This is a genomic window from Phyllobacterium myrsinacearum, assembly GCF_002980555.1.
Lineage (GTDB): Bacteria > Pseudomonadota > Alphaproteobacteria > Rhizobiales > Rhizobiaceae > Phyllobacterium > Phyllobacterium myrsinacearum.
In genome coordinates, this window is sequence record NZ_PVBT01000001.1 from 920,872 (window position 1) to 940,347 (window position 19,476).

Below are 19,476 nucleotides of genomic sequence, written 5' to 3' on the forward strand. Positions count from 1 at the left end.
ATAGCGGATTTCCTCCTGACAGCACTCCGTCAGCATGGATCGGGGTCACGGCTCGACGGGAATCCAGATCTCCATTCCGCCATTGCCGGTCCGCGGGTCGAATTCCGGACCATAACGTTCGAAATTCGGCGCGTCTGCCACCTTGCGGCCGGATTCGGGCAGCCATTTGCCCCAGATCGTCATGATCGTGCTGCGAATGGTCGAAATATGCGCGCGGTGTGAAAACACCAGATAGGTCTGGCCGGGGATGCGTATGCGGGCAAATTCCGGCGGTACATCGGAAAAATCCCTGACTTCGGCACCGGCGATGTAGTCGAAATTGTCCGCGTCATCGCTGTTGCAGCAGACGCCATAGGCGACGTCGCCGATCTGGCCGGTGATATGGCCGAAATAGGGGGTAAAACGCTGCCATTGCGCCGGAATGCCACTGCTGGTTTGGCAGGTGTATCGCTCGCCTATGCCGGCAATGAGCATGGGTTTGCCGTTCTCGATGCGCGGCTCCTCGATATCGGTGATAAATTGTTCGTCCATTTTGATCGGCTCCACCAATGGGATGTTGCGGGTATGGCGCTGTGCGCGGACCTGTTCGGGTGTCAGGCCGAACTGATCGCGGAACGCCCGTGTGAAGGCCTCATGGGAGCTGTAGCCGGCATCGAGCGCGACGCTGAGAATATCCGGAGCACCGTCGCACAGGGATTTTGCCGCTTCGGACAACCGGCGTCCACGGATGTGGCTGCTGACGGAACGGCCGGCAAAAACGCCGAAGGCGCGGGACATGTGAAACCGCGACAGGCCCGCCACAGCGGCGATGTCGTCGAGCGTGATCTCCTCGGCGAAATGACTTTCCACATACCAGATCGCTTTCTCAACCGAATTCATGCAACTCTCCATTGAGACACGGCACAGCAATACACGGTACCGGCGGCGTGCATTTGATCACGCTTGCGGTTCGATCCGCCAGCCTCAGAAGAGTTTCATGCCCTTCAGGCTGGCATGGCCGTTCTTGCCGATAATGATGTGGTCATGAACGATGATTCCCATCTGTCCGCCGATGCTGGCAATGGTCTTTGTCATCTCGACATCCGCCTTCGACGGCGTCGGGTCGCCCGAGGGATGATTGTGCACGAGAATGAGCGCGCTTGCCGACAATTGCAGGGCGCGGGCGATCACCTCGCGCGGATAGACCGGGGTATGGTCGACGGTGCCCACCTGCTGCACCTCGTCGGCAATCAGCGTGTTCTTCTTGTCGAGAAAGAGGATGCGCAGTTGTTCGCGTGATTCATGCGCCATGGCCGCGGTACAATAGTCGATCAGTTTGTTCCATGAGCCAAGTGTCATGCGTTCGCCCATGCCGCTGCGCATGGCCCTGTGGGCGAGGGCGGCGATGAATTTGAGATCAAAGGCCACGGTCGGGCCGCAGCCCTTTACCTCCCGCAGGAGATGTTCCGGCGCGCCGAGGACCTCCGCCAGGCTGCCGAAGCGGGCGAGAAGCGCCTTGGCCAGCGGCTTGGTGTCGCCCTGCCTAATGGGGCGGTACAGCAGCATTTCCAGCATTTCATAATCGGCAAAGCCCTGATGGCCGATTTTCTGGAAACGCTCCTTCATCCGCTCGCGGTGGCCGGTGTAATGCGGCTCCGCGGGATGGCTATTGGATGTACCGGCGGCTTTCTCAACACCAGGTTGTTTCGGCAGCGGTTTCGGTGAGGGCTCTTTGAGGAAGAAGGTCTTGGGTGGCTCGTCTTCGCTCATGGGCCCCGGCGTTCCTAATCGAGTTTCAAACCCGGAGCGAACAGGCCAGCGGGTGAGAGGGTGAAGACTTCACAGCCGTCCTTGGTGACGCCGACCGTGTGTTCGTACTGCGCTGTGAGCGAACGGTCACGGGTCACGGCGGTCCAGCCATCGGCAAGGACTTTCACATGCGGGCGGCCGAGATTGATCATCGGCTCGATGGTGAAGATCATGCCTTCGCGCAGTTCGACGCCTTCATTCGGCGTGCCGTAATGCAGGATGTTCGGTGCGTCGTGGAAAAGCTGGCCGACGCCGTGGCCGCAGAAATCGCGAACGACGGAGCAGCGCTCGGCTTCCGCGTAATTCTGGATGGCGGCGCCGATCGCGCCGGTCCGGGCACCGGGGCGAACCGCTGCGATGCCGCGCATCAGGCTTTCATGCGTCACTTCCATCAGGCGTTCGGCGGCGCGCTTGATCTCGCCCACGGGGTACATGCGGCTGGAATCGCCGTGCCAGCCGTCGAGTATGTAGGTGACGTCGATATTGACGATATCGCCCTCGCGCAGCGGCTTGTCATCGGGAATGCCGTGGCAAACGACGTGGTTGATCGACGTGCAGGATGATTTCGTGTAGCCGCGATAGTTGAGGGTCGCGGGCAGGGCACCATGATCGGCACCGAATTCGAAGACAAAGCGGTCGATGGTGTTGGTGGTCACGCCCGGCGCAACAAGGCCGGCGAGTTCGTCGAGGCAGCGCGCTGTGAGCTGGCACGCCTTGCGCATGGCCGCGAAACCCTCGGGGCCGTGAAGCCTGATCTGTCCGGTGTTCTTCAGGGGCGCTGTCTGCGCATCGAGATAGGTGACCATGGTGCTTTCCGCTTGGCGTCAATCAATAATGGGTATCGCAGCTGTCGCAGCAATTCCCGAAGGCGTGATGTGGCATCTTATTGCGTAAGCTTCAACCCCGCGGCCCATTGCCCGCTCGAATGCCCTTGCGTAGACCGGATCCAGGTCGCCGCAAATTCTCAGGCGGTCGCAATCGTCGCGCTGGATCACGTAAAGCATGACACCACGATGACCATTCTCAACCATGTTGCCAAGCTCGTCCAGATGTTTTGCGCCGCGGGCGGTCGGAGAATCGGGAAATTCCGCCAGGTCTGCCGTGCGGGAGAAGTGCACGTTCTTCACTTCGACATAGGCAGCCGGCCGTTCGGGATCGGTCAGCAAAATGTCGATGCGGGAATTCGCGCCATATTTCTGCTCGCGCTTGAGGTCGCGATAGCCGCTGAGGGCGGGCAGAAGCCCGGCCAGAATGGCTTCCTCGGCGATCCGGTTGGGCAGGCCCGTATTGATGCCGACCAGCGTGCCCTGCGCCTCAACGATCTGCAGCGTGTGGGCATATTTGCGCTTGCTGTCATCCGACTGGGACAGCCAGACCCGGATGCCGGGATCGGTCAGCCCGAGCATGGAGCCGGTATTGGGCACGGAACTGGTGATCGGGCCGCCATCATCGAGGATGATATCGGCAAGAAAGCGCTTGTAGCGCTGGACCAGTCGGCCGGTGACGAGGGGCGCAGAGAAAATCATGCGCGAGGTCTACCCGACCGCGACAGGCCGGACAATCGCTAGAGCGGTTTGCGACCATATTGAATCGTTCTGCCGGAGGGATTTTGGTTCAAGGTCGAGGGGTTTGGCGAGACCGATGCCTTTCCATCGGGCGAAGCCGAAGCCCGATGGCATTGGGCCAAATTCACCCGGCCCTTCGGGTTTCCGGCTGGCGGACACCCACTTTGTCAGGCAGCTTCGTCCGATGGATAAACATCGGCCTCGCTACCTTCCGCGTGGATTGTCTCGCCATCCGGGAAACAGAACTGATCCAATATGGCCGCAAACCGCTCTAATCGCCTGAAAGGTCAGGACAGGCCCTGAACCGTCCTGATCACATCGGCCAGGGACAGATTGGCCATGAGCATGGCGGCCGTCGCCGCGAGGCCCGCCAGAAAGAACGTCACTGTAATCTTTGTTTGTCTGCTCATGAATATGTTTTCCTGCATGGTGACAGAGGATGGGAAAAACATGCTGAGATTATGGCCCCTCTATGCCTATTCGCAGGCAGCGAGGCGCACTTGAAAAGATAGGCCGAACCGGTTGGTGAACAAAAAAGGCCTGCCTTGGGAAAGGCAGGCAAATTTGCTCTGGGGTGGGAGAATTCGGGCTGGTTTGGAGGTTAAACCGAACCCTACTGCCAAAGATCGGAATCTTAGCAGTGATTGATGATAGGTCAGGTCAGGAATAGAGCCTCATAACTTTCTTTAACAGCCAGTGACAAAGCTTGAACGGCTGGAAAAGAGTGGCAAGCGGGCAGCATGTGCCGGGAACTGGCCGTTCCGCATGGATTGATAAACCGGCAGTGTATGAGCCGGCTTTTGCAATATGCTGATTTTACAGGGAGAAAGCCTGGTACGCCCAAGGGGAATCGAACCCCTGTTTGCGCCGTGAAAGGGCGCCGTCCTAACCGCTAGACGATGGGCGCCTGCAGGTAAGCGGCTTATAGTGAAACAGTTTTTCGACTGCAACCCCATATTTCATTCTTTTTCGGGAAAAGTGAAAATTCTTCGCGGGTCTGTGCACAAATGCTGCTTGCATGGGCGATTGCGAGCGGCCGCAATCGATCCGGATCAGCCGCGGCGGCTACCGCAACGCCAATTCCAGTCGCGAGTCGGGCCGATATCGACGTGGACCGATTCGGTGTAGCAATAGGTGCCCACACCGCCGCGGCCGGGCATTGTCCGGGCAAAATTCGCCAGATCCCACTTGGAAACGCCGGGAACCTGGATATCCGCAGCCGCGCAGGACATATGGAGAGAAGCCTTTGCGCCGTTCACCAGCCGGTTATAGGGCGGGCTGCGATAGCCCGACGTTACGATCACCGATTTGCCGAAGCGGCGTTCGATCGTCTTGAGCATGCCGACCAGTTGCGGTTTCAGGCAGGCGACGTCGACGCTTTCGCGCTGAACCTTGAGGCCGTTGGGGGCCAGCCGGGCCAGTCCCGCCGCCGAGGCCAGAATCACCGGCGCCGCCGCTGATTCGTCATCGTCCTGATAAAGACTGTCGCGCTGCATGATCTGAATGCCGCCATTCGGGCGCACGCCGGGCAGGGACGAGAGATGTTCGGTCGGCCTGTAATTGGATGGCGAAGGCAAGCCGGCGGCGCTGGCCACCTGTCCGGTGGCATTGCCGCTGATGGCCTTGAGCTGCGCCTGTGCCTTGGGCTGAATGACGGCCACCTGGCGTTTTGAGGCGGAAGCGCCTGCATTGTTGGCAAAGAGCCGCATCAGCAAGCCATTGTCCTTGCCGGATGCTGGCGCATGCACCGCTGGTTTGGCGTCGGGAACGGCAATCGTCTGCCCGGCTTCGCTGGAAGCAGCCTGCGCCGCCTTGGTTTCCACGTCCGCCTTGGTTGGCTTTGCCCCGGTCTCCGGCGCGGCATGCGCTTCAGCCGCCTGCGGCTGCTCGGCCGTTTCCGGCGCAGCGCTTCCGAAGAGGGATGTCTTTACCGGCGGCTTCACGGCGGCGGGCGCAAAGGCTGTGACATGCTGCCCCGTTTCCGCCGTGGCTTTGGCCGCTTGCTGGGCTGCGGCTGCCTCCTTCGGTGATTGCGGGTGGCCGGCAACCGTTTTGCCCTGCGCTTCCGCTGCGGCAGCCTGAGTGGCTGCCTTGGCAGCGTTCGTCTCGGTGCCGCCCGCAAGAGCCAGTGCTTCGGGGGATGTTTTTTCAGATCCGGCTGCCGGTATCGCATGCGGATCGGCGCTGGCTGTCGCCGTGCTTGTCGTGGCTGATGCGACATTGAGGACGGAGCCGGCAGTCGGCGCGGAGCCCGTCGACGTGCAGGACGCCGTCGCCATCGCAAAAATCGTTACGAAGCAAATAGCGGTGCTTGCCCGGAAGGCTGCTACTGAGGCTGACAGCTTGTTCAACGATTCCCCCGTCTCGTCTTTTCCGGCTTTTGCAATTGTTCGGTCCAATCCGCTTTGAGATGAGCAGGATGCTCGCGAAGTTTAGGTGAAGTGCAAAAACACCGGCAGAGAGAGCGTAAAGTTAACGATTTTTAAACGTCTCCACAAGCTCCGGGCTATCGCCAGAATAAGGCGAAAACGTGATTGGCCACCTTCCTGCCATGGTTTTCATGGCCGGGATCAACTCAAAAGCCAGCAAAATAGCGGGTTTTCAGACGCGGATGCGGACATAGGTTCCCGGCGCTTCGCCGAGAATTTCTGTGCCATTTTCACCGGGCTGGCGTGCGGAAACACGCGCATCGTCCTGCGATTCGATCCATTTCTGCCAATGATTCCACCAGGAGCCGGGATGCTCCGACGTGTTGGTGAGCCATTCATCGAACGCGCCGGCGGGCGAGCCGCCGGTCCAATACTGGTATTTGTTCTTGGCGGGCGGGTTGACCACACCGGCGATATGGCCGGAGCCGGCCAGGACGTAGGTGACATCGCCGCCGAAATATTTGCAGCCGGTAAAAACCGACAGCGCCGGTGCAATGTGGTCCTCCTTGGCGGCGAGATTGTAGATGGGGATTTTGACATCGCCCAGTGACAGGTTTTGTCCGGCGAGCTTCATCATCCCGCGCACCAGATTGTTGTCGAGATAGCAGTTGCGCAGATAGTAGGAATGATTGGCCGCGCTCATGCGCGTGGCATCCGCATTCCAGTAGAGAAGGTCAAAGGGCACGGGATCGCGGCCGCGCATGTAATTGTTGACGACATAGGGCCAGATCAGGTCGCCGGACCGCAGCATGTTGAAAGCGGTCGCCATGCGCGTGCCGTCCAGATAGCCTTCGGCCGACATGGCGGCTTCCAGGGCGCGAATCTGATCCTCGTCAACAAAAACCTTGAGATCGCCTGCATAGGTGAAATCGACCTGCGTGGTGAAAAGGGTCGCGCTCCTGATCCTGTTTTCGCCTTCCTGGGCAAACAGGGCAAGGGCGGCGCTCAGGAGCGTTCCGCCGACGCAATAGCCGATAGCATTGACGGCCTTTTCGCCCGTTGCGTTCTCGATGGTGTCGAGGCCAAAGCGCAGGCCTTCATTGATATAGGCAGTCCAGTCCTTCATGGCGTGACGCTGGTCCGGATTGACCCAGGAGATCACGAACACGGTATGTCCCTGGTCGATGGCCCATTTGATGAAGGATTTTTCCGCGTTGAGATCGAGAATATAGAATTTGTTGATCCAGGGCGGGCAGATCAAAAGGGGACGCTTCAGGACATCCGGCGTCGAAGGTTCATACTGGATGATTTCGGCGACATCGCTGCGCGCGATCACCTTGCCGGGGGTGGTCGCCACATTTTCGCCAAGGGCGAACTTGGTCATATCCGATTGCCGCAGGCGCAGGTCGCCGCCGCCGGCGACGATGTCCTCCGCCAGCATCTTCATGCCCTTGACCAGATTCTCGCCATTGCTGGCGACCGTTTCCTTGTAGAGTTCCGGATTGGTCAGCAGGAAGTTGCTGGGCGATATCGCCGTGGTCAGCTGCTTGACGTAGAACGCTGCCTTGTGGCGCGTGTGATCGTCGAGGCCTTCGGCATGGGTGACCAGTTCCCCGGCCCAGTTTGCCGTGACGAGATAGGCCTGCTTGAGGAAGTCGAAGAAAGCGTTCTTGCCCCAGTCCTCATCGGCAAAGCGCTTGTCGCCCTTGTCGGGCTTGACGACATCGTCGACCTGTTCGCCGCTCATGCGGCGGATGGAATTGGACCAGATGGCCATGTAGCTGGCGAACAGCTTCGTCTGCGCTTCCAGCGCGCGGCCCGGTTCGGACAGCCAGTATTCGGAAACACGCGAGAGGGTTTTCACCACATCGGTGACGGGATCGGCGATCGTGTCGCGTTTCAAGCCTTTTTCACGCGGCTCGACCCAGGCGGAGGCGGCCTTGCCGGCCTGTTCGATCATATGGGCGACATTGCGTGCGAAGGCTTCCGGATCCTTGATGACATAATTGTCGAGGTTCGGCGTTTTAGCGCTCTTGTCGCCTGGGTTATCCATATATTCGCTCCCTCCCGCCGATCCTCCGATCAGCTTAGTAGATATGATACCACAAGTCAGAGCAACGGACATTCAATTGCGGTCATTGTGCAGGAAAGATCACGGCCTTGTCACCTGTTTCGCAGATTGTATTTCCATGGGAGAAACGGAGTTGAACCTATTTGAATGTCGGTTGCTCTAATGCTATCCCTCTAATGTGCATTTCATATCACTATGATGAATATCGATTCCGGCAGTCAGGACAAACAATGAATATCTCGGTCAAGACCATCACAAGCTACGCGGTTGGCGCCGTTCTGATTGCCGGTTTGAGCGCCTGCGCGAACATGCCGCCCGAGCCCATGTCGAATTCGCCGCTGACCGGTCCGGTCAACACCGGCACCTTTCCGGTTTTCACGCCCGATCCGAAGGGCGAAACCGCGCAGCTCACGCCGCAGGAGAAGGACAATCTGCACAAGAACCTCGTCGCGGCCAAGGGCGGGCAGGGCAATGCCACCGCCGATCCGGCCGCCGTTGCCAGACGGCAGGCGGAGATGAAGAAGCTGGTCCAGCAGCAGCAGGATGATTTGAAGGCCATTGAAAGCGGGCAATAACGCGCCGCAGGCAAGGCCATGAAGACACCATGAACGGGTGTCTTTATCAGGGAAATCCCGAACTGGATGGCATGAGGGCGATGGCCCCGGCGCTCAATGCGCGATGCCAATGATCGCTCGACCGCCGTGCAGTTTGGGTGTATAGCGCACCCGCACATTGAACCCATTTTTACCGGACCCAAACCTATGGAAGAATTTCATAAAGTTCGCCGCCTGCCACCTTACGTTTTTGAACAGGTCAATCGCCTGAAGGCGAGCGCGCGAGCGGCGGGTGCGGACATTATCGATCTGGGTATGGGCAATCCCGATTTGCCGACGCCGCAGGGTATTGTCGACAAGCTGTGCGAAGCCGTCCAGGACCCGCGCACGCACCGCTATTCCTCGTCGAAAGGCATTCCCGGCCTGCGCCGCGCCCAGGCCGCCTATTACGAGCGGCGTTTCGGCGTCAAGCTCAATCCCGACACGCAGGTCGTGGCGACCCTTGGCTCGAAGGAAGGCTTTGCCAACATGGCGCAGGCGATCACCGCGCCCGGCGATGTCGTGCTGTGCCCCGATCCGACCTATCCGATCCATGCGTTCGGCTTCATCATGTCCGGCGGCGTCATCCGTTCCATCCCGGCGATGCCCGACGATCAGTTCATTCCGGCTTTGGAACGCGGCATTCGTCATTCGATCCCCAAGCCGCTGGCGCTGATCCTCAACTACCCCTCCAATCCGACCGCCCATGTGGCATCGCTGGATTTCTACAAGGATGTGGTCGCCTTTGCCCGCAAGAATGAAATCATCATTCTGTCGGATCTGGCCTATTCCGAAATTTACTTCGACGATGCGCCGCCTCCGTCCGTCCTGCAGGTGCCGGGCGCGATCGATGTCGCGGTGGAATTCACCTCCATGTCGAAGACATTCTCGATGCCGGGCTGGCGCATGGGTTTTGCCGTCGGCAATGAACGCCTGATCTCGGCGCTCACCCGGGTCAAATCCTATCTCGATTATGGTGCGTTCACGCCCATTCAGGTTGCCGCCGCGGCGGCGCTGAACGGCGATGGTTCCGACATTGCGGAAGTGCGTGCGGTCTACAAGCATCGCCGCGATGTGCTGGTCGACAGTTTTGCCCGCGCCGGCTGGGATATCCCGTCACCGGCGGCGACGATGTTTGCCTGGGCGCCGATCCCGGAAAAGTTCCGCAGCCTTGGCTCGCTGGAATTCTCCAAGCTGCTGATCGAGCACGCGGATGTGGCCGTGGCGCCCGGCATCGGCTTCGGCGAGCATGGCGATGACTATATCCGCATCGCGCTGGTCGAGAACGAGCATCGCATTCGTCAGGCAGCCCGCAACCTCAAGCGGTTCCTTGCAACGGCGGATGAAAAGCTGCACAACGTCATTCCGTTGAACGCGCGCCGCTGACGCGGCGTGCCGACACCGGAACTCGCGGCGCCGCCGGGCGCCGCTTCAGGCTAAAACACTTCAGGGAAATGAACGATGAGTGATGCGCTGCGCGTGGGAATCGCCGGACTGGGCACTGTTGGTGCCTCGGTCCTGAAAATTTTGCGGGACAAGGGCGACATGCTCACCCGTCAGTGCGGCAAGGAAATCATCGTCACCGCCGTGTCCGCCCGTGATGCCAAGCGGGATCGCGGCGTGGATTTCTCGTCGGCCACCTGGTTCGACGATCCGGTTGCCCTGGCCAAGTCGAACAATATCGACGTGTTCATCGAGCTGATCGGCGGCGACGAAGGTCCGGCGCGCGTTGCCGTTGAGGCGGCGCTCAAGTCGGGACGGCATGTGGTCACCGCCAACAAGGCGCTTCTGGCCAAGCACGGTGTTTCTCTCGCCAAGATCGCCGAGGAAAAAGGTGTCCTGCTCAACTTCGAAGCGGCGGTGGCTGGCGGTATTCCCGTTATCAAGGCCCTGCGCGAGTCCCTGACCGGCAATACCGTGTCGCGCGTCTACGGCATCATGAACGGCACCTGCAACTACATCCTGACGCGGATGTGGGACGAGGGCATTTCCTTCGAGGATTGCCTCGCCGACGCCCAGCGTCTCGGCTATGCGGAAGCCGATCCGACATTCGATATCGAGGGCAATGACACGGCGCACAAACTGGCGATTCTGACCAGCCTTGCCTTCGGCACGCAGATTGCCGCCGACGATATCTATCTCGAAGGGATCAGCAATATCTCGCTGGCCGATATCAAGGCCGCCGATGAACTTGGTTACCGCATCAAGCTGCTTGGCGTCGCATTGAAGACCGACAGCGGCATCGAACAGCGCGTGCATCCGACCATGGTGCCGGTCGAATCGGTGATTGCGCAGGTGCATGGCGTAACCAATGCGGTGGCCATTGAAACCGATCTTCTCGGCGAACTGCTATTGTCGGGTCCGGGGGCGGGCGGTGCGGCAACCGCATCGGCGGTTATCGGTGATCTCGCCGATATCGCCAAGAGCCGTCCGGGCTTCCAGCATGGGCCCGTCTTCGGCACGCCGGCAAAGGCGCTGGCTCCGTACAAACGCGCCAAAATGCGTTCGCATGAGGGCGGATACTTCATCCGCCTGACCGTGCATGACCGCGCGGGCGTCTTTGCGGCGATTGCCAAGCGCATGGCCGACAATGAGATTTCGCTGGAATCCATCGTCCAGCGCCAGAGTGCCGTGAATCACCCGGATGCCACCAAGACGGTCATCCTCGTTACCCACGAAACCACCGAAGCGGCAGTCAAGAAAGCGCTTGAGGGCATCGTCAAGGATGGTCATTCCACGGATAAGCCGCAGATGATCCGCATCGAACGCGCCGGCTGATACGCCCGGTCCTCTTGAAAAGCCAGCGCCACCCCGGGGATACCAGGGTGGCGTTTTGCTTTCCCGAATAAAATTTTAAAAAACAATTGCTTGTTGCTGTTGACCTCAACCATGGTTGAGGAATTACGGTCGCCGGATCGTATGATTTCCAGGGACCCAGGACATGAAAATTCTCTCCGCGCGCATCACCGTGCAGGATTTGGCCGCCGCTGCGGCCTTCTATCGCGACGTATTGCAGTTTCCCGTCGACGAGCATGCCGGACATGCGGCGGTAACCATCGGTTACAGCCGTCTCATCATGGAAAAGGGCGAGGCTTTCAGCGGTGTGCATCACCTGGCGTTTGGCATTGCGCCGACGAAGTTCGGCCGGATCAGGGACTGGCTGAGCAAGCGCGTCACGCTGATTTCCGTCGGCGATTCAGATGTGGTCGGCGGGCCGGATGGCTGGCACTCGCGTTCGCTCTATTTCATCGGCCCGGAAGGCATCATCCTGGAGTACATTGCCCATGATGAGTATAGCGGGCTGCCATTTGTCGGCTTGCAGCCCTTTTCCATTGCCGAGGTTGGCTTTGCCGTCGACAACGTCAAGGCAACCATCGATGCGCTGGCGGCGGATTTCGGCCTGCCGGCTTTCCCGCCGCAGACGGAGGCCTTTGCCCCGGCGGGCGATACGGATGGCCTGCTGATCCTTGTCGACAGGAACCGTTTGTGGTTTCCCACGCTTGACAGGCATGCGGCGCGGGCGCCGCTGATGATCGGGATCGATGCGCCCGTGCGCGCCCGCACCAGTTCGCTCTCCGAATGGACGACGCTGGTATCCCTGTAGTTTTCCCTGGCACATATGACCGTTTGTAAAAGGCTTGTATTGCTTCGTGAACGGCGGCTACCCCGTTTAATCGATTAGCTTTTTCGGTGAAGGCACTTTCCTGCCGGCGGGGTCTTGCCGCTGCTCTGCGACTTTGACAAAAGGTTTGCACAGCAATGCTAGGAAGTGCCCTGTTGATCCGCAAAAGGGTAACTCCCACACGAACGCAGGATAGATTATGCCGAAAACTTCTGACCAGACTTCGATGGGCCTCGACCGTATTTTGACCCTTGAGCTTGTCCGCGTGACCGAGCGTGCCGCCGTTGCCGCCGCACGTCTGCGCGGGCGCGGCGATGAAATGGCTGCCGATCAGGCCGCCGTGGATGCCATGCGTCAGGAACTCAATCGTCTTCCCATCAGCGGTACCGTTGTCATCGGCGAGGGCGAGCGTGACGAAGCGCCGATGCTCTACATCGGCGAGGAAGTCGGCACGCGTACAGGCCCCGAGGTCGACATTGCGCTTGATCCGCTTGAAGGCACCACCATCTGCGCCAAGAACCTGCCCAACTCGCTCGCCGTCATCGCTATTGCCGAAAAGGGCAACCTGCTTTACGCACCTGACGTCTACATGGAAAAGATTGCCGTCGGACCGGGCTATCCCGCTGGTATCATCCAGCTCGACGCGCCTGCGGCGGAAAATATTGCTGCCGTGGCCAAGGCCAAGGGCGTTCCGGTCAATGAAATCACCGCCTGCATCATGGACCGCCCGCGCCATGCGCGCCTGATCGAGGAAGTGCGTGCAACCGGCGCTTCCATCCGTCTCATCGGCGATGGCGACGTCGCCGGGGTGATCCACACGACCGATCCCGACGAAACCGGCATCGATATCTACATCGGCATCGGCGGTGCACCGGAAGGCGTTCTTGCCGCAGCGGCTCTGCGCTGCATCGGCGGCCAGATGCAGGGCCGCTTGCAGCTCAACAGCGACGACAAGATTGCCCGCGCCGCCAAGATGGGCATCAGCGACCCGAAGAAGATCTACACCATGGAAGAAATGGCCAAGGGCGATGTGCTGTTCGCGGCCACGGGTGTTACCGATGGCAACATGCTCTCCGGCGTCAAATTCGCGCGCGACTACATCCAGACCCACACGATCGTCATGCGCTCGCATTCGCAGACCGTGCGCGAGATCAAGGCGAAGCATCAGGATATGACGAAGTTCCAGTAAGTTACCTGAACCAAATCACTTTTTGCCCTGCGGGTCAGCTGATCCGCAGGGCATTTTATTAACTGCGTTCATGCCTCAATAGGAAATGCCCTATTGAGGCCATGCTTTTTGAGGTATTTTCACAGCGGGAGTTCAGATCGGTGGAACAGCCATGAATATCCGAACGAAAATAACCGGTTGCCTTGTATCAACGCTCGTTCTTCTGGGCCCGCTGAACAGTGCCTTTGCGCAGGACCCTTACCTTGATCTCATTCAAGGTTATCGCTCCAATTCGATTGCCGACCGGTTTCCGCAGATGGTCGGACCCTTTACGCTGGTCAAACACAGCGTCAATCCGCAGGATTTCACCGTGACGGCCGAGTATGAAGCCGTTGACGCCAGGGCGACGGTGACGATGGCGGGCGTGCGGGCCAGCAACAAGGATGCCGCTTACCCGATCAAGGACGGTGCGGACGATCCCGTCGTGCGCGATCTCTTTGAAAAGGCCACCCAGTACCATTCGACCCAGCCCGGTGAAATCGCGGTGCAGACAACGCTGCCCTACAGCGCCGGCCGGGCCATGCCGTGCGTGACCGCCGATGCGGCGCAGGAGAAGCACGCCTTCCTGGTTTGCGTGGTCGGCATGCACAGCCGCTATCTGCTGATCCAGCCCGCCGCCAACTATGCCAAGGGCAGCAAGGATGCGGCCGAGCGCAGCCTTGCCGATTTTGCGACCTCGATTGCCACGACGATGAATGATCTGGGCACGCCGCCGGTCAACGGTCAGGCTGCACCCGCGACAGCCCCGCAGTAATTGCTGGTTTGTGCACCGGATAGATCGTTCGGAGCATTGCATTCGGCGCTGCCGGATGATTGAACCCTTGCATGGCACCAGAACGGCTTTTCCTCGGCGTTGAACATTCTGCAACCGGTCTGAAATGGGTTGACCGGCTGGGGCCGCGTGAAGCCAATATTGCGCTCGCCATGGCGCAGAACCATGGTTTTCCCGATCTCGTCACCCGCGTTCTCGCCGGGCGCGGCGTCGGCGTTGACGATGCGCCCGCCTTCATGGACCCGACCATCAAGGGCCTGATGCCCGATCCCGCATCGCTGACCGATATGGAAAAGGCAGCCGCTCGTATCGCACAGGCCATCGGCAAGCACGAAAAGGTGGCGATTTTCGGCGATTACGATGTGGATGGCGCCTGTTCGTCGGCCATTCTCTCGCGCTTTCTCAGCCATTACGGCGTTGCCAACCATATCTATATCCCCGACCGGATTTTCGAGGGCTATGGGCCCAATCCGCAGGCCATGCGCGAACTGGCGCAAAATGGCGCTTCCCTGATCGTGACGGTGGATTGCGGCACCAACAGTGCGGCGGCCATCGAGGCTGCGCGCGAAGCGGGTGCCGATGTGGTGGTGCTCGACCATCATCAGGTCGGCGGCGAGCTGCCTGCCGCAGCCACGGCGGTGGTCAATCCCAACCGCGAGGACGATCTGTCCGGGCAGGGCCATCTCTGCGCAGCCGGTGTGGTGTTCCTCACCCTGGTGCAGGTTCTGCGCACCTTGCGCGCGCAGCGCATTGCGACGGGAACGCTGCCGCCTGATCTGTTGTCGATGCTCGATCTGGTGGCGCTTGCCACCGTGTGCGATGTGGTGCCGCTGAAGGAACTCAACCGTGCCTTCGTGGTCAAGGGGCTTATGGTGGCACGGGCGCAGCAGAATGCCGGGCTGGCCGCCCTGGCGCGGGTTTCGCGCATTGGCGAACCGCTCAGCGCCTTTCATTTCGGCTATCTCATCGGTCCGCGCATCAATGCGGGCGGGCGCATCGGCGATGCCGGGCTCGGTGCGCGGCTGCTGACGCTGGACGATCCGAACGAGGCGGCGCGGATTGCTGCCGAGCTCGACCGGCTCAACACCGAGCGGCAGGCGATGGAAACCATCATGCTGGAGCAGGCGGAAGCCGAGGCCATGCTGGAAATGTCGAGCGGCGGCGGACCTGCCGTTCTGGTGACCGCCAGCGACGACTGGCACCCGGGCATTGTCGGCCTGATCGCGGCCCGGCTGAAGGAGCGGGCGCGGCGCCCGGTCTTTGCCATCGCCTTCAACGTCAATGGAACCGGCAGCGGTTCCGGCCGTTCGATCAGCGGGTTTGATCTGGGAAAACTGGTGCGCAGCGCCGTCGATGCCGGGCTGTTGGTCAAAGGCGGCGGCCATGCCATGGCGGCCGGCATCACGGTGGAGCGCGGCAAGATGGGCGCGCTGCGGGCCTTCTTCGAGGAGCAGGCGGCCGAAATGGTCGGCCAGCTGCGCGCGAACCAGTCATTGGCCATTGACGGTGCGCTCAGCGCATCCGGCGCGACGGTGCCGCTCTACGAGACCATGGAACGGGCGGGGCCATTTGGTTCCGGCCATCCGCAACCGGTGCTGGCATTGCCGCACCACCGGCTTGTCGATGCCCGCACTGTCGGCACGAACCATGTCAAGGCGACGCTGGCGGGTGCCGACGGCAAGCGCATCAACGCCATTGCCTTTCGTGCAACGGGCGGACCGCTGGGTGATTTCCTCTTCGGCAATCTCGGCCAATCCATGCATGTGGCGGGCAATCTGGCCTTGAACCACTGGAACGGCTCGACAACCACGCAGTTCCGCATCATGGATGCAGCGCGGGCTTGACCATCTGTCAGCAGGGATCGCGGCATTCTCTGATTCAGTTTGCATTGAATGGCTGTATGTTCTATTTTTGTTCTCATTCTGCAACGAGAACAGACCCCGTGGCCCATGCGTAAACCAACCCATCTGGAAAAGCTCTATCTGGATTTTGACAGCTTTTTTGCCAGTGCCGAGCAGCAGCTCAATCCGGCGCTGCGCAACCGGCCCGTCGCGGTGGTGCCGCTGGATTCGCCGCATACAAGCGTCATTGCCGCCAGCCGCGAGGCAAAACCCTTCGGCATCAAGACAGGCACCTCGGTGCGCGATGCGCGCGAACTCTGCCCGGATATCGTGTTTCTGGAAGCGCGGCCCGATGTCTATGTGAAGCTGCACAACCGGATTCTGTCGACCATCGAGACCTGCGTGCCAATTGCCGCCGTGCGCTCGATTGACGAGGTGGCATGCACGCTGCTGGCCTCCGAAGCCAGGGACCCGCAGGGGCTGGCGGCGCGCATCAAGCGGGCGCTGCACGACGAAATGGGCGCGGTGCTGACCTGTTCGATCGGCGTTTCCCTCAACGAGCTGCTTGCCAAGATCGCCGCTGAGATGGACAAGCCCGATGGCTGCGTGGTGCTCGGCGATGACGACCTGCCGGGACGGCTGTTCGACCTTCGCCTGAAGGATTTGCCTGGTATTTCCAAGGGAATGGAACAGCGCCTCGGGCAGTCCGGCGTGAACGATGTGCGTGGCCTCTGGGCGCTGGCGCCCAAACATGCCCGTGCGATCTGGAACAGTGTGGAAGGCGAGCGTTTCGTCGCGGCGCTGCATGGCTATGCGGTGGAAAAACCGGAGACCGTCAAGCGCATGTTCGGTCACGGCCGCAATCTGCCGCCGGATTGGCGCGCGCCCGACAAGGTGCTGCAATGCGCGCGGCTGCTGTGCCTCAGTGCGGCGCGGCGCCTGCGGCGATCGCATTACCGCGCGGGAGCGCTCAGCTATACCGTGGGCACGCGCTGGGATAGCCGCGTGACGGTGGAAGGCCAGTTCCGCCCGGCGCGGGACGATCATAGTTTTCTCAATTGCCTCAATGGGTTGCATGAAAATCTGGTCAAGGCGGGTGAAATGAAGAAGGTCAATTCGGTCACCGTCGTGTTGCATGATCTTTCCGGCGAGACGGAGGCAAGCCTTGATCTGTTCGACACACAGGGGATGACCGAGCAGCGAGGCCAATGGGAACGTGTTTCGGACCTGCTCGACAAGGTGCGGGTGCGCCATGGCTCCAAAGCCCTCAATCTCGGGCTGACGACCGGTCCCGGCAATTACATCGGCTCCAAGATTGCTTTCGGGCGGATTCCGGAACCGGAAGATTTTTGAGGAGGCAATATTTGCATCGCCATTGTGCGTGGTTTGTGGAAACCCGTTGCATAAAACCGGCGGCGTGTTTCCACGCCGCCGGCCATGCCATTACCGGTTGTCCAGCTCCGAGCGGACCAGTTGCAGGCCGCGCCGGGTCACCCGGTAGGGGCCGCCGCCTGACGAGGCGATGGCCTTTTTCTGTTTGAGCTTGCGGAAGAGCCTGATGTCGCAGGCGGTGTAGCGGGAACCATCGCGGGTCAGGCAGATGATATCCGTGATGGCCTTGCGCTCATCTTTTTCAAGCAAGATTTTGCCGCCCTGGGCGAGCAGGTGAAGTATGCGCTGTTCGTCGCGCGAAATATCCATTGATCCAAGTCCTGGGAAAACGGGCAAAAGCCCATGAGAACACGTCCGCTGCCAAAGAACTTTGGCGCGGGGCTCCTGTTTTCACGCCCCAACCTTCAAAGAAGCTGGGGCTTTAGAGGGACTCAGACTGGTTAGACATAAACACTCCATCGGTGTGGATGAGCCGTATAAAAGAAGAAAACGGCGATGTCAAAGCGCGGCGCGCCGCACCGCTACAGATACCGCCGCCTGTACTCTGCCGGCGTTACGCCGACATGGCGCATGAAGGCGCGGCGCAGCGTATCGGCATCGGCAAAGCCGCATTCGGCTGCGACCTGCTTCGGCAGCTGGTGGCTGTCTTCGAGGCGCTTGCGCGCGGCATCGATGCGCGCCGTTTCCACCCATGCGGCCGGTGTCATGCCCACTTCCTGCTGGAAAATGCGGGCAAAATGGCGCGGACTGAGCCCGGCCCGCTGCGCAAGGCTCGCGACGCAATGGTCTTCCGCAGGCCGGGCGATAACCCAGCGCTGCACCTCCTGCAGGGCGGAGCGTCCGCCCGGTTCGGCTTCGCCGCGGCGGCTGAACTGCATCTGTCCGCCGGGACGCTTGAAGAACATCACCAGCTGCGCGGCGACTTTCAGGGCGATCTCCCGGCCAAGATCCTCTTCGACCAGGGCGAGCGCCATGTCGAGACCGGCGGTGACGCCCGCAGCCGTGCGCACAGGTCCATCGCGCACATGCAGCGCATCGGCATCCACCCGCAGCGCGGGATAGGCCGCCGCGAGCGCATCCGCCATGGCCCAATGCGTCGTCACCCGCCTGTCATCGAGAAGTCCGGCGGCTGCAAGCAGGAAAGCGCCGCTGCAGACCGAACCAAAGCGCCGCGCCTGAAGGCAGGCGTCCCGCAGCCATTGCCGCTGCGCCCCAGTCAGGCGGATATCCGCCGCATGCGGGCAGCCGGCAACCAGAACGGTGTCGCTGATATCAGGCCGGGCGTCGGTCATTAAGCGGTCCGGCAGCAGCCGCACCCCGGAAGAGCTGCTGACCGGACCGGCCTCGGCGCCCGCCACCAGCAATTGATATTCCGTATGGCCCGCCTGCACATTGGCTTCGGCAAACACGTCCATGGGGCCGGAGACGTCGAGAAGCTGGACGCCGGGCATGGCCAATAGGGTGATGATCCGCATATTCCGCTCCGTGGCACTTGAGGTCGCATAATGGCAGAATTAGCCGTATTGCGTCAATTGCTGCCACAAGCCGCGCCCGATAGATTGAGGCTCCCGAGACAAAGGAGAAAGCGATATGTCCATTTCCATCGGCGGCATCAGGATTCCCGACACGAAACTGGCGCGAGGTGTGACGGAGCTGGTGCGCGACACGGCTTCGGAACTGCTCTTCAACCATTCAAGCCGCGTCTATTATTTCGGCGCCATTGCCGGGCAGCAGAAAGGCCTGACATTCGATCCCGAGCTGCTCTATACCGGCGCCATGTTCCACGACATGGGCCTCACGCATCGGCATTCCAGCGCCGATGAGCGCTTCGAGGTCGATGGCGCCAATGCGGCACGGGATTTTCTGCGCAGCCACGGCATTGCGCAGGCGGATATCGACACGGTGTGGACGGCAATTGCCCTGCATACGACGCCGGGGATTCCGCAGCATATGCATCCGGTGGTGGCGCTGGTGACCGCGGGCGTGGAAATGGATGTGCTGGGCCTGACCTACAGGCACTACAGCGATGCGGAGCGCGAGGCCGTGGTGAAAGCTTTCCCGCGCAGCGCGCATTTCAAGGAGGATATCATTCAGGCCTTCTATGACGGTATCAAGCACAAGCCGCAGACGACATTCGGCAACGTCAAGGCCGATGTGCTGGCGGACAAGGATCCGCATTTCCATCGCGGCAATTTCTGCGAGGTGATCCGCTGCTCGCACTGGAAGGCCTGAACG

18 protein-coding genes and 1 tRNA gene are annotated in these 19,476 nt (G+C 60.6%); 9 read left to right on the forward strand and 10 right to left on the reverse strand.

Translation table 11 applies throughout. The features are described from left to right. Positions 1-45: 45 nt before the first annotated feature. The 8 genes from C5750_RS04400 to phaC all read right to left on the reverse strand — a co-directional run bounded on the left by C5750_RS04400 (position 46) and on the right by phaC (position 7,775). A complete protein-coding gene (locus C5750_RS04400) occupies positions 46-879 on the reverse strand; it encodes an AraC family transcriptional regulator (protein ID WP_105732609.1) in 834 nt (277 codons plus the stop codon). Positions 880-963: 84 nt separating this feature from the next. After that, the gene (gene radC, locus C5750_RS04405) at positions 964-1,749 is read right to left on the reverse strand and encodes a RadC family protein (RefSeq protein ID WP_105732610.1); all 786 of its coding nucleotides are present in this window, start codon (positions 1,747-1,749) and stop codon (positions 964-966) included. Between the two features lie 14 nt (positions 1,750-1,763). Next, positions 1,764-2,594: a type I methionyl aminopeptidase gene (gene map, locus C5750_RS04410; protein WP_105732611.1), complete on the reverse strand. Its 831-nt coding sequence runs from the start codon at positions 2,592-2,594 to the stop codon at positions 1,764-1,766. A gap of 18 nt (positions 2,595-2,612) precedes the next feature. Further along, positions 2,613-3,314 (reverse strand): DNA/RNA nuclease SfsA, encoded by a 702-nt coding sequence (gene sfsA / locus C5750_RS04415; RefSeq protein ID WP_105732612.1) that lies wholly within the window; start codon positions 3,312-3,314, stop codon positions 2,613-2,615. 326 nt (positions 3,315-3,640) lie between these two features. Further along, entirely contained in the window at positions 3,641-3,763 is a 123-nt protein-coding gene (locus C5750_RS26900; RefSeq protein WP_264319114.1) for a hypothetical protein, read from the reverse strand. A 422-nt stretch (positions 3,764-4,185) separates the two neighbouring features. Continuing rightward, positions 4,186-4,260 (reverse strand) — tRNA-Glu (locus C5750_RS04420). Positions 4,261-4,405: 145 nt separating this feature from the next. Continuing rightward, positions 4,406-5,632: a YcbK family protein gene (locus tag C5750_RS04425; protein WP_105732613.1), complete on the reverse strand. Its 1,227-nt coding sequence runs from the start codon at positions 5,630-5,632 to the stop codon at positions 4,406-4,408. A gap of 322 nt (positions 5,633-5,954) precedes the next feature. After that, a complete protein-coding gene (gene phaC / locus C5750_RS04430) occupies positions 5,955-7,775 on the reverse strand; it encodes a class I poly(R)-hydroxyalkanoic acid synthase (protein ID WP_105732614.1) in 1,821 nt (606 codons plus the stop codon). Between the two features lie 248 nt (positions 7,776-8,023). Here phaC and C5750_RS04435 point away from each other — a divergent pair, with 248 nt between their 5' ends. The 8 genes from C5750_RS04435 (at position 8,024) to C5750_RS04470 (ending at position 17,202) form a co-directional block, all read left to right on the forward strand. Continuing rightward, the gene (locus C5750_RS04435) at positions 8,024-8,368 is read left to right on the forward strand and encodes a flagellar basal body L-ring protein FlgH (protein ID WP_105732615.1); all 345 of its coding nucleotides are present in this window, start codon (positions 8,024-8,026) and stop codon (positions 8,366-8,368) included. Between the two features lie 186 nt (positions 8,369-8,554). Further along, complete coding sequence (locus C5750_RS04440; protein ID WP_105732616.1) at positions 8,555-9,772, forward strand: LL-diaminopimelate aminotransferase; 1,218 nt, start codon at positions 8,555-8,557, stop codon at positions 9,770-9,772. Between the two features lie 75 nt (positions 9,773-9,847). After that, positions 9,848-11,164 carry a homoserine dehydrogenase gene (locus tag C5750_RS04445; protein WP_105732617.1) on the forward strand — a complete coding sequence of 439 codons (1,317 nt, stop codon included), beginning with the start codon at positions 9,848-9,850 and terminating at the stop codon, positions 11,162-11,164. A 163-nt stretch (positions 11,165-11,327) separates the two neighbouring features. Next, positions 11,328-11,990, forward strand: a complete 663-nt coding sequence (locus tag C5750_RS04450) for a VOC family protein (protein WP_105732618.1) — start codon at positions 11,328-11,330, stop codon at positions 11,988-11,990. Positions 11,991-12,207: 217 nt separating this feature from the next. Further along, complete coding sequence (gene glpX, locus C5750_RS04455; protein WP_105732619.1) at positions 12,208-13,197, forward strand: class II fructose-bisphosphatase; 990 nt, start codon at positions 12,208-12,210, stop codon at positions 13,195-13,197. Positions 13,198-13,348: 151 nt separating this feature from the next. After that, complete coding sequence (locus C5750_RS04460; protein ID WP_105732620.1) at positions 13,349-13,990, forward strand: hypothetical protein; 642 nt, start codon at positions 13,349-13,351, stop codon at positions 13,988-13,990. A 71-nt stretch (positions 13,991-14,061) separates the two neighbouring features. Next, a complete protein-coding gene (recJ, locus tag C5750_RS04465) occupies positions 14,062-15,852 on the forward strand; it encodes a single-stranded-DNA-specific exonuclease RecJ (protein WP_105732621.1) in 1,791 nt (596 codons plus the stop codon). 105 nt (positions 15,853-15,957) lie between these two features. Next, positions 15,958-17,202 (forward strand): Y-family DNA polymerase, encoded by a 1,245-nt coding sequence (locus C5750_RS04470; RefSeq protein ID WP_105732622.1) that lies wholly within the window; start codon positions 15,958-15,960, stop codon positions 17,200-17,202. Positions 17,203-17,292: 90 nt separating this feature from the next. On the opposite strand, the gene C5750_RS04475 is transcribed toward C5750_RS04470, so the two are convergent. Together C5750_RS04475 and C5750_RS04480 are read right to left on the reverse strand one after the other, a co-directional pair. Beyond that, on the reverse strand, positions 17,293-17,550 hold the full coding sequence (locus C5750_RS04475) for a YjhX family toxin (protein ID WP_105732623.1): 258 nt from the start codon (positions 17,548-17,550) through the stop codon (positions 17,293-17,295). Positions 17,551-17,762: 212 nt separating this feature from the next. Then, positions 17,763-18,716 carry a GlxA family transcriptional regulator gene (locus tag C5750_RS04480; protein WP_105732624.1) on the reverse strand — a complete coding sequence of 318 codons (954 nt, stop codon included), beginning with the start codon at positions 18,714-18,716 and terminating at the stop codon, positions 17,763-17,765. Positions 18,717-18,831: 115 nt separating this feature from the next. Between C5750_RS04480 and C5750_RS04485 the strand changes: the two genes are divergently transcribed. Beyond that, complete coding sequence (locus tag C5750_RS04485; protein WP_105732625.1) at positions 18,832-19,473, forward strand: HD domain-containing protein; 642 nt, start codon at positions 18,832-18,834, stop codon at positions 19,471-19,473. Positions 19,474-19,476 lie beyond the last annotated feature (3 nt).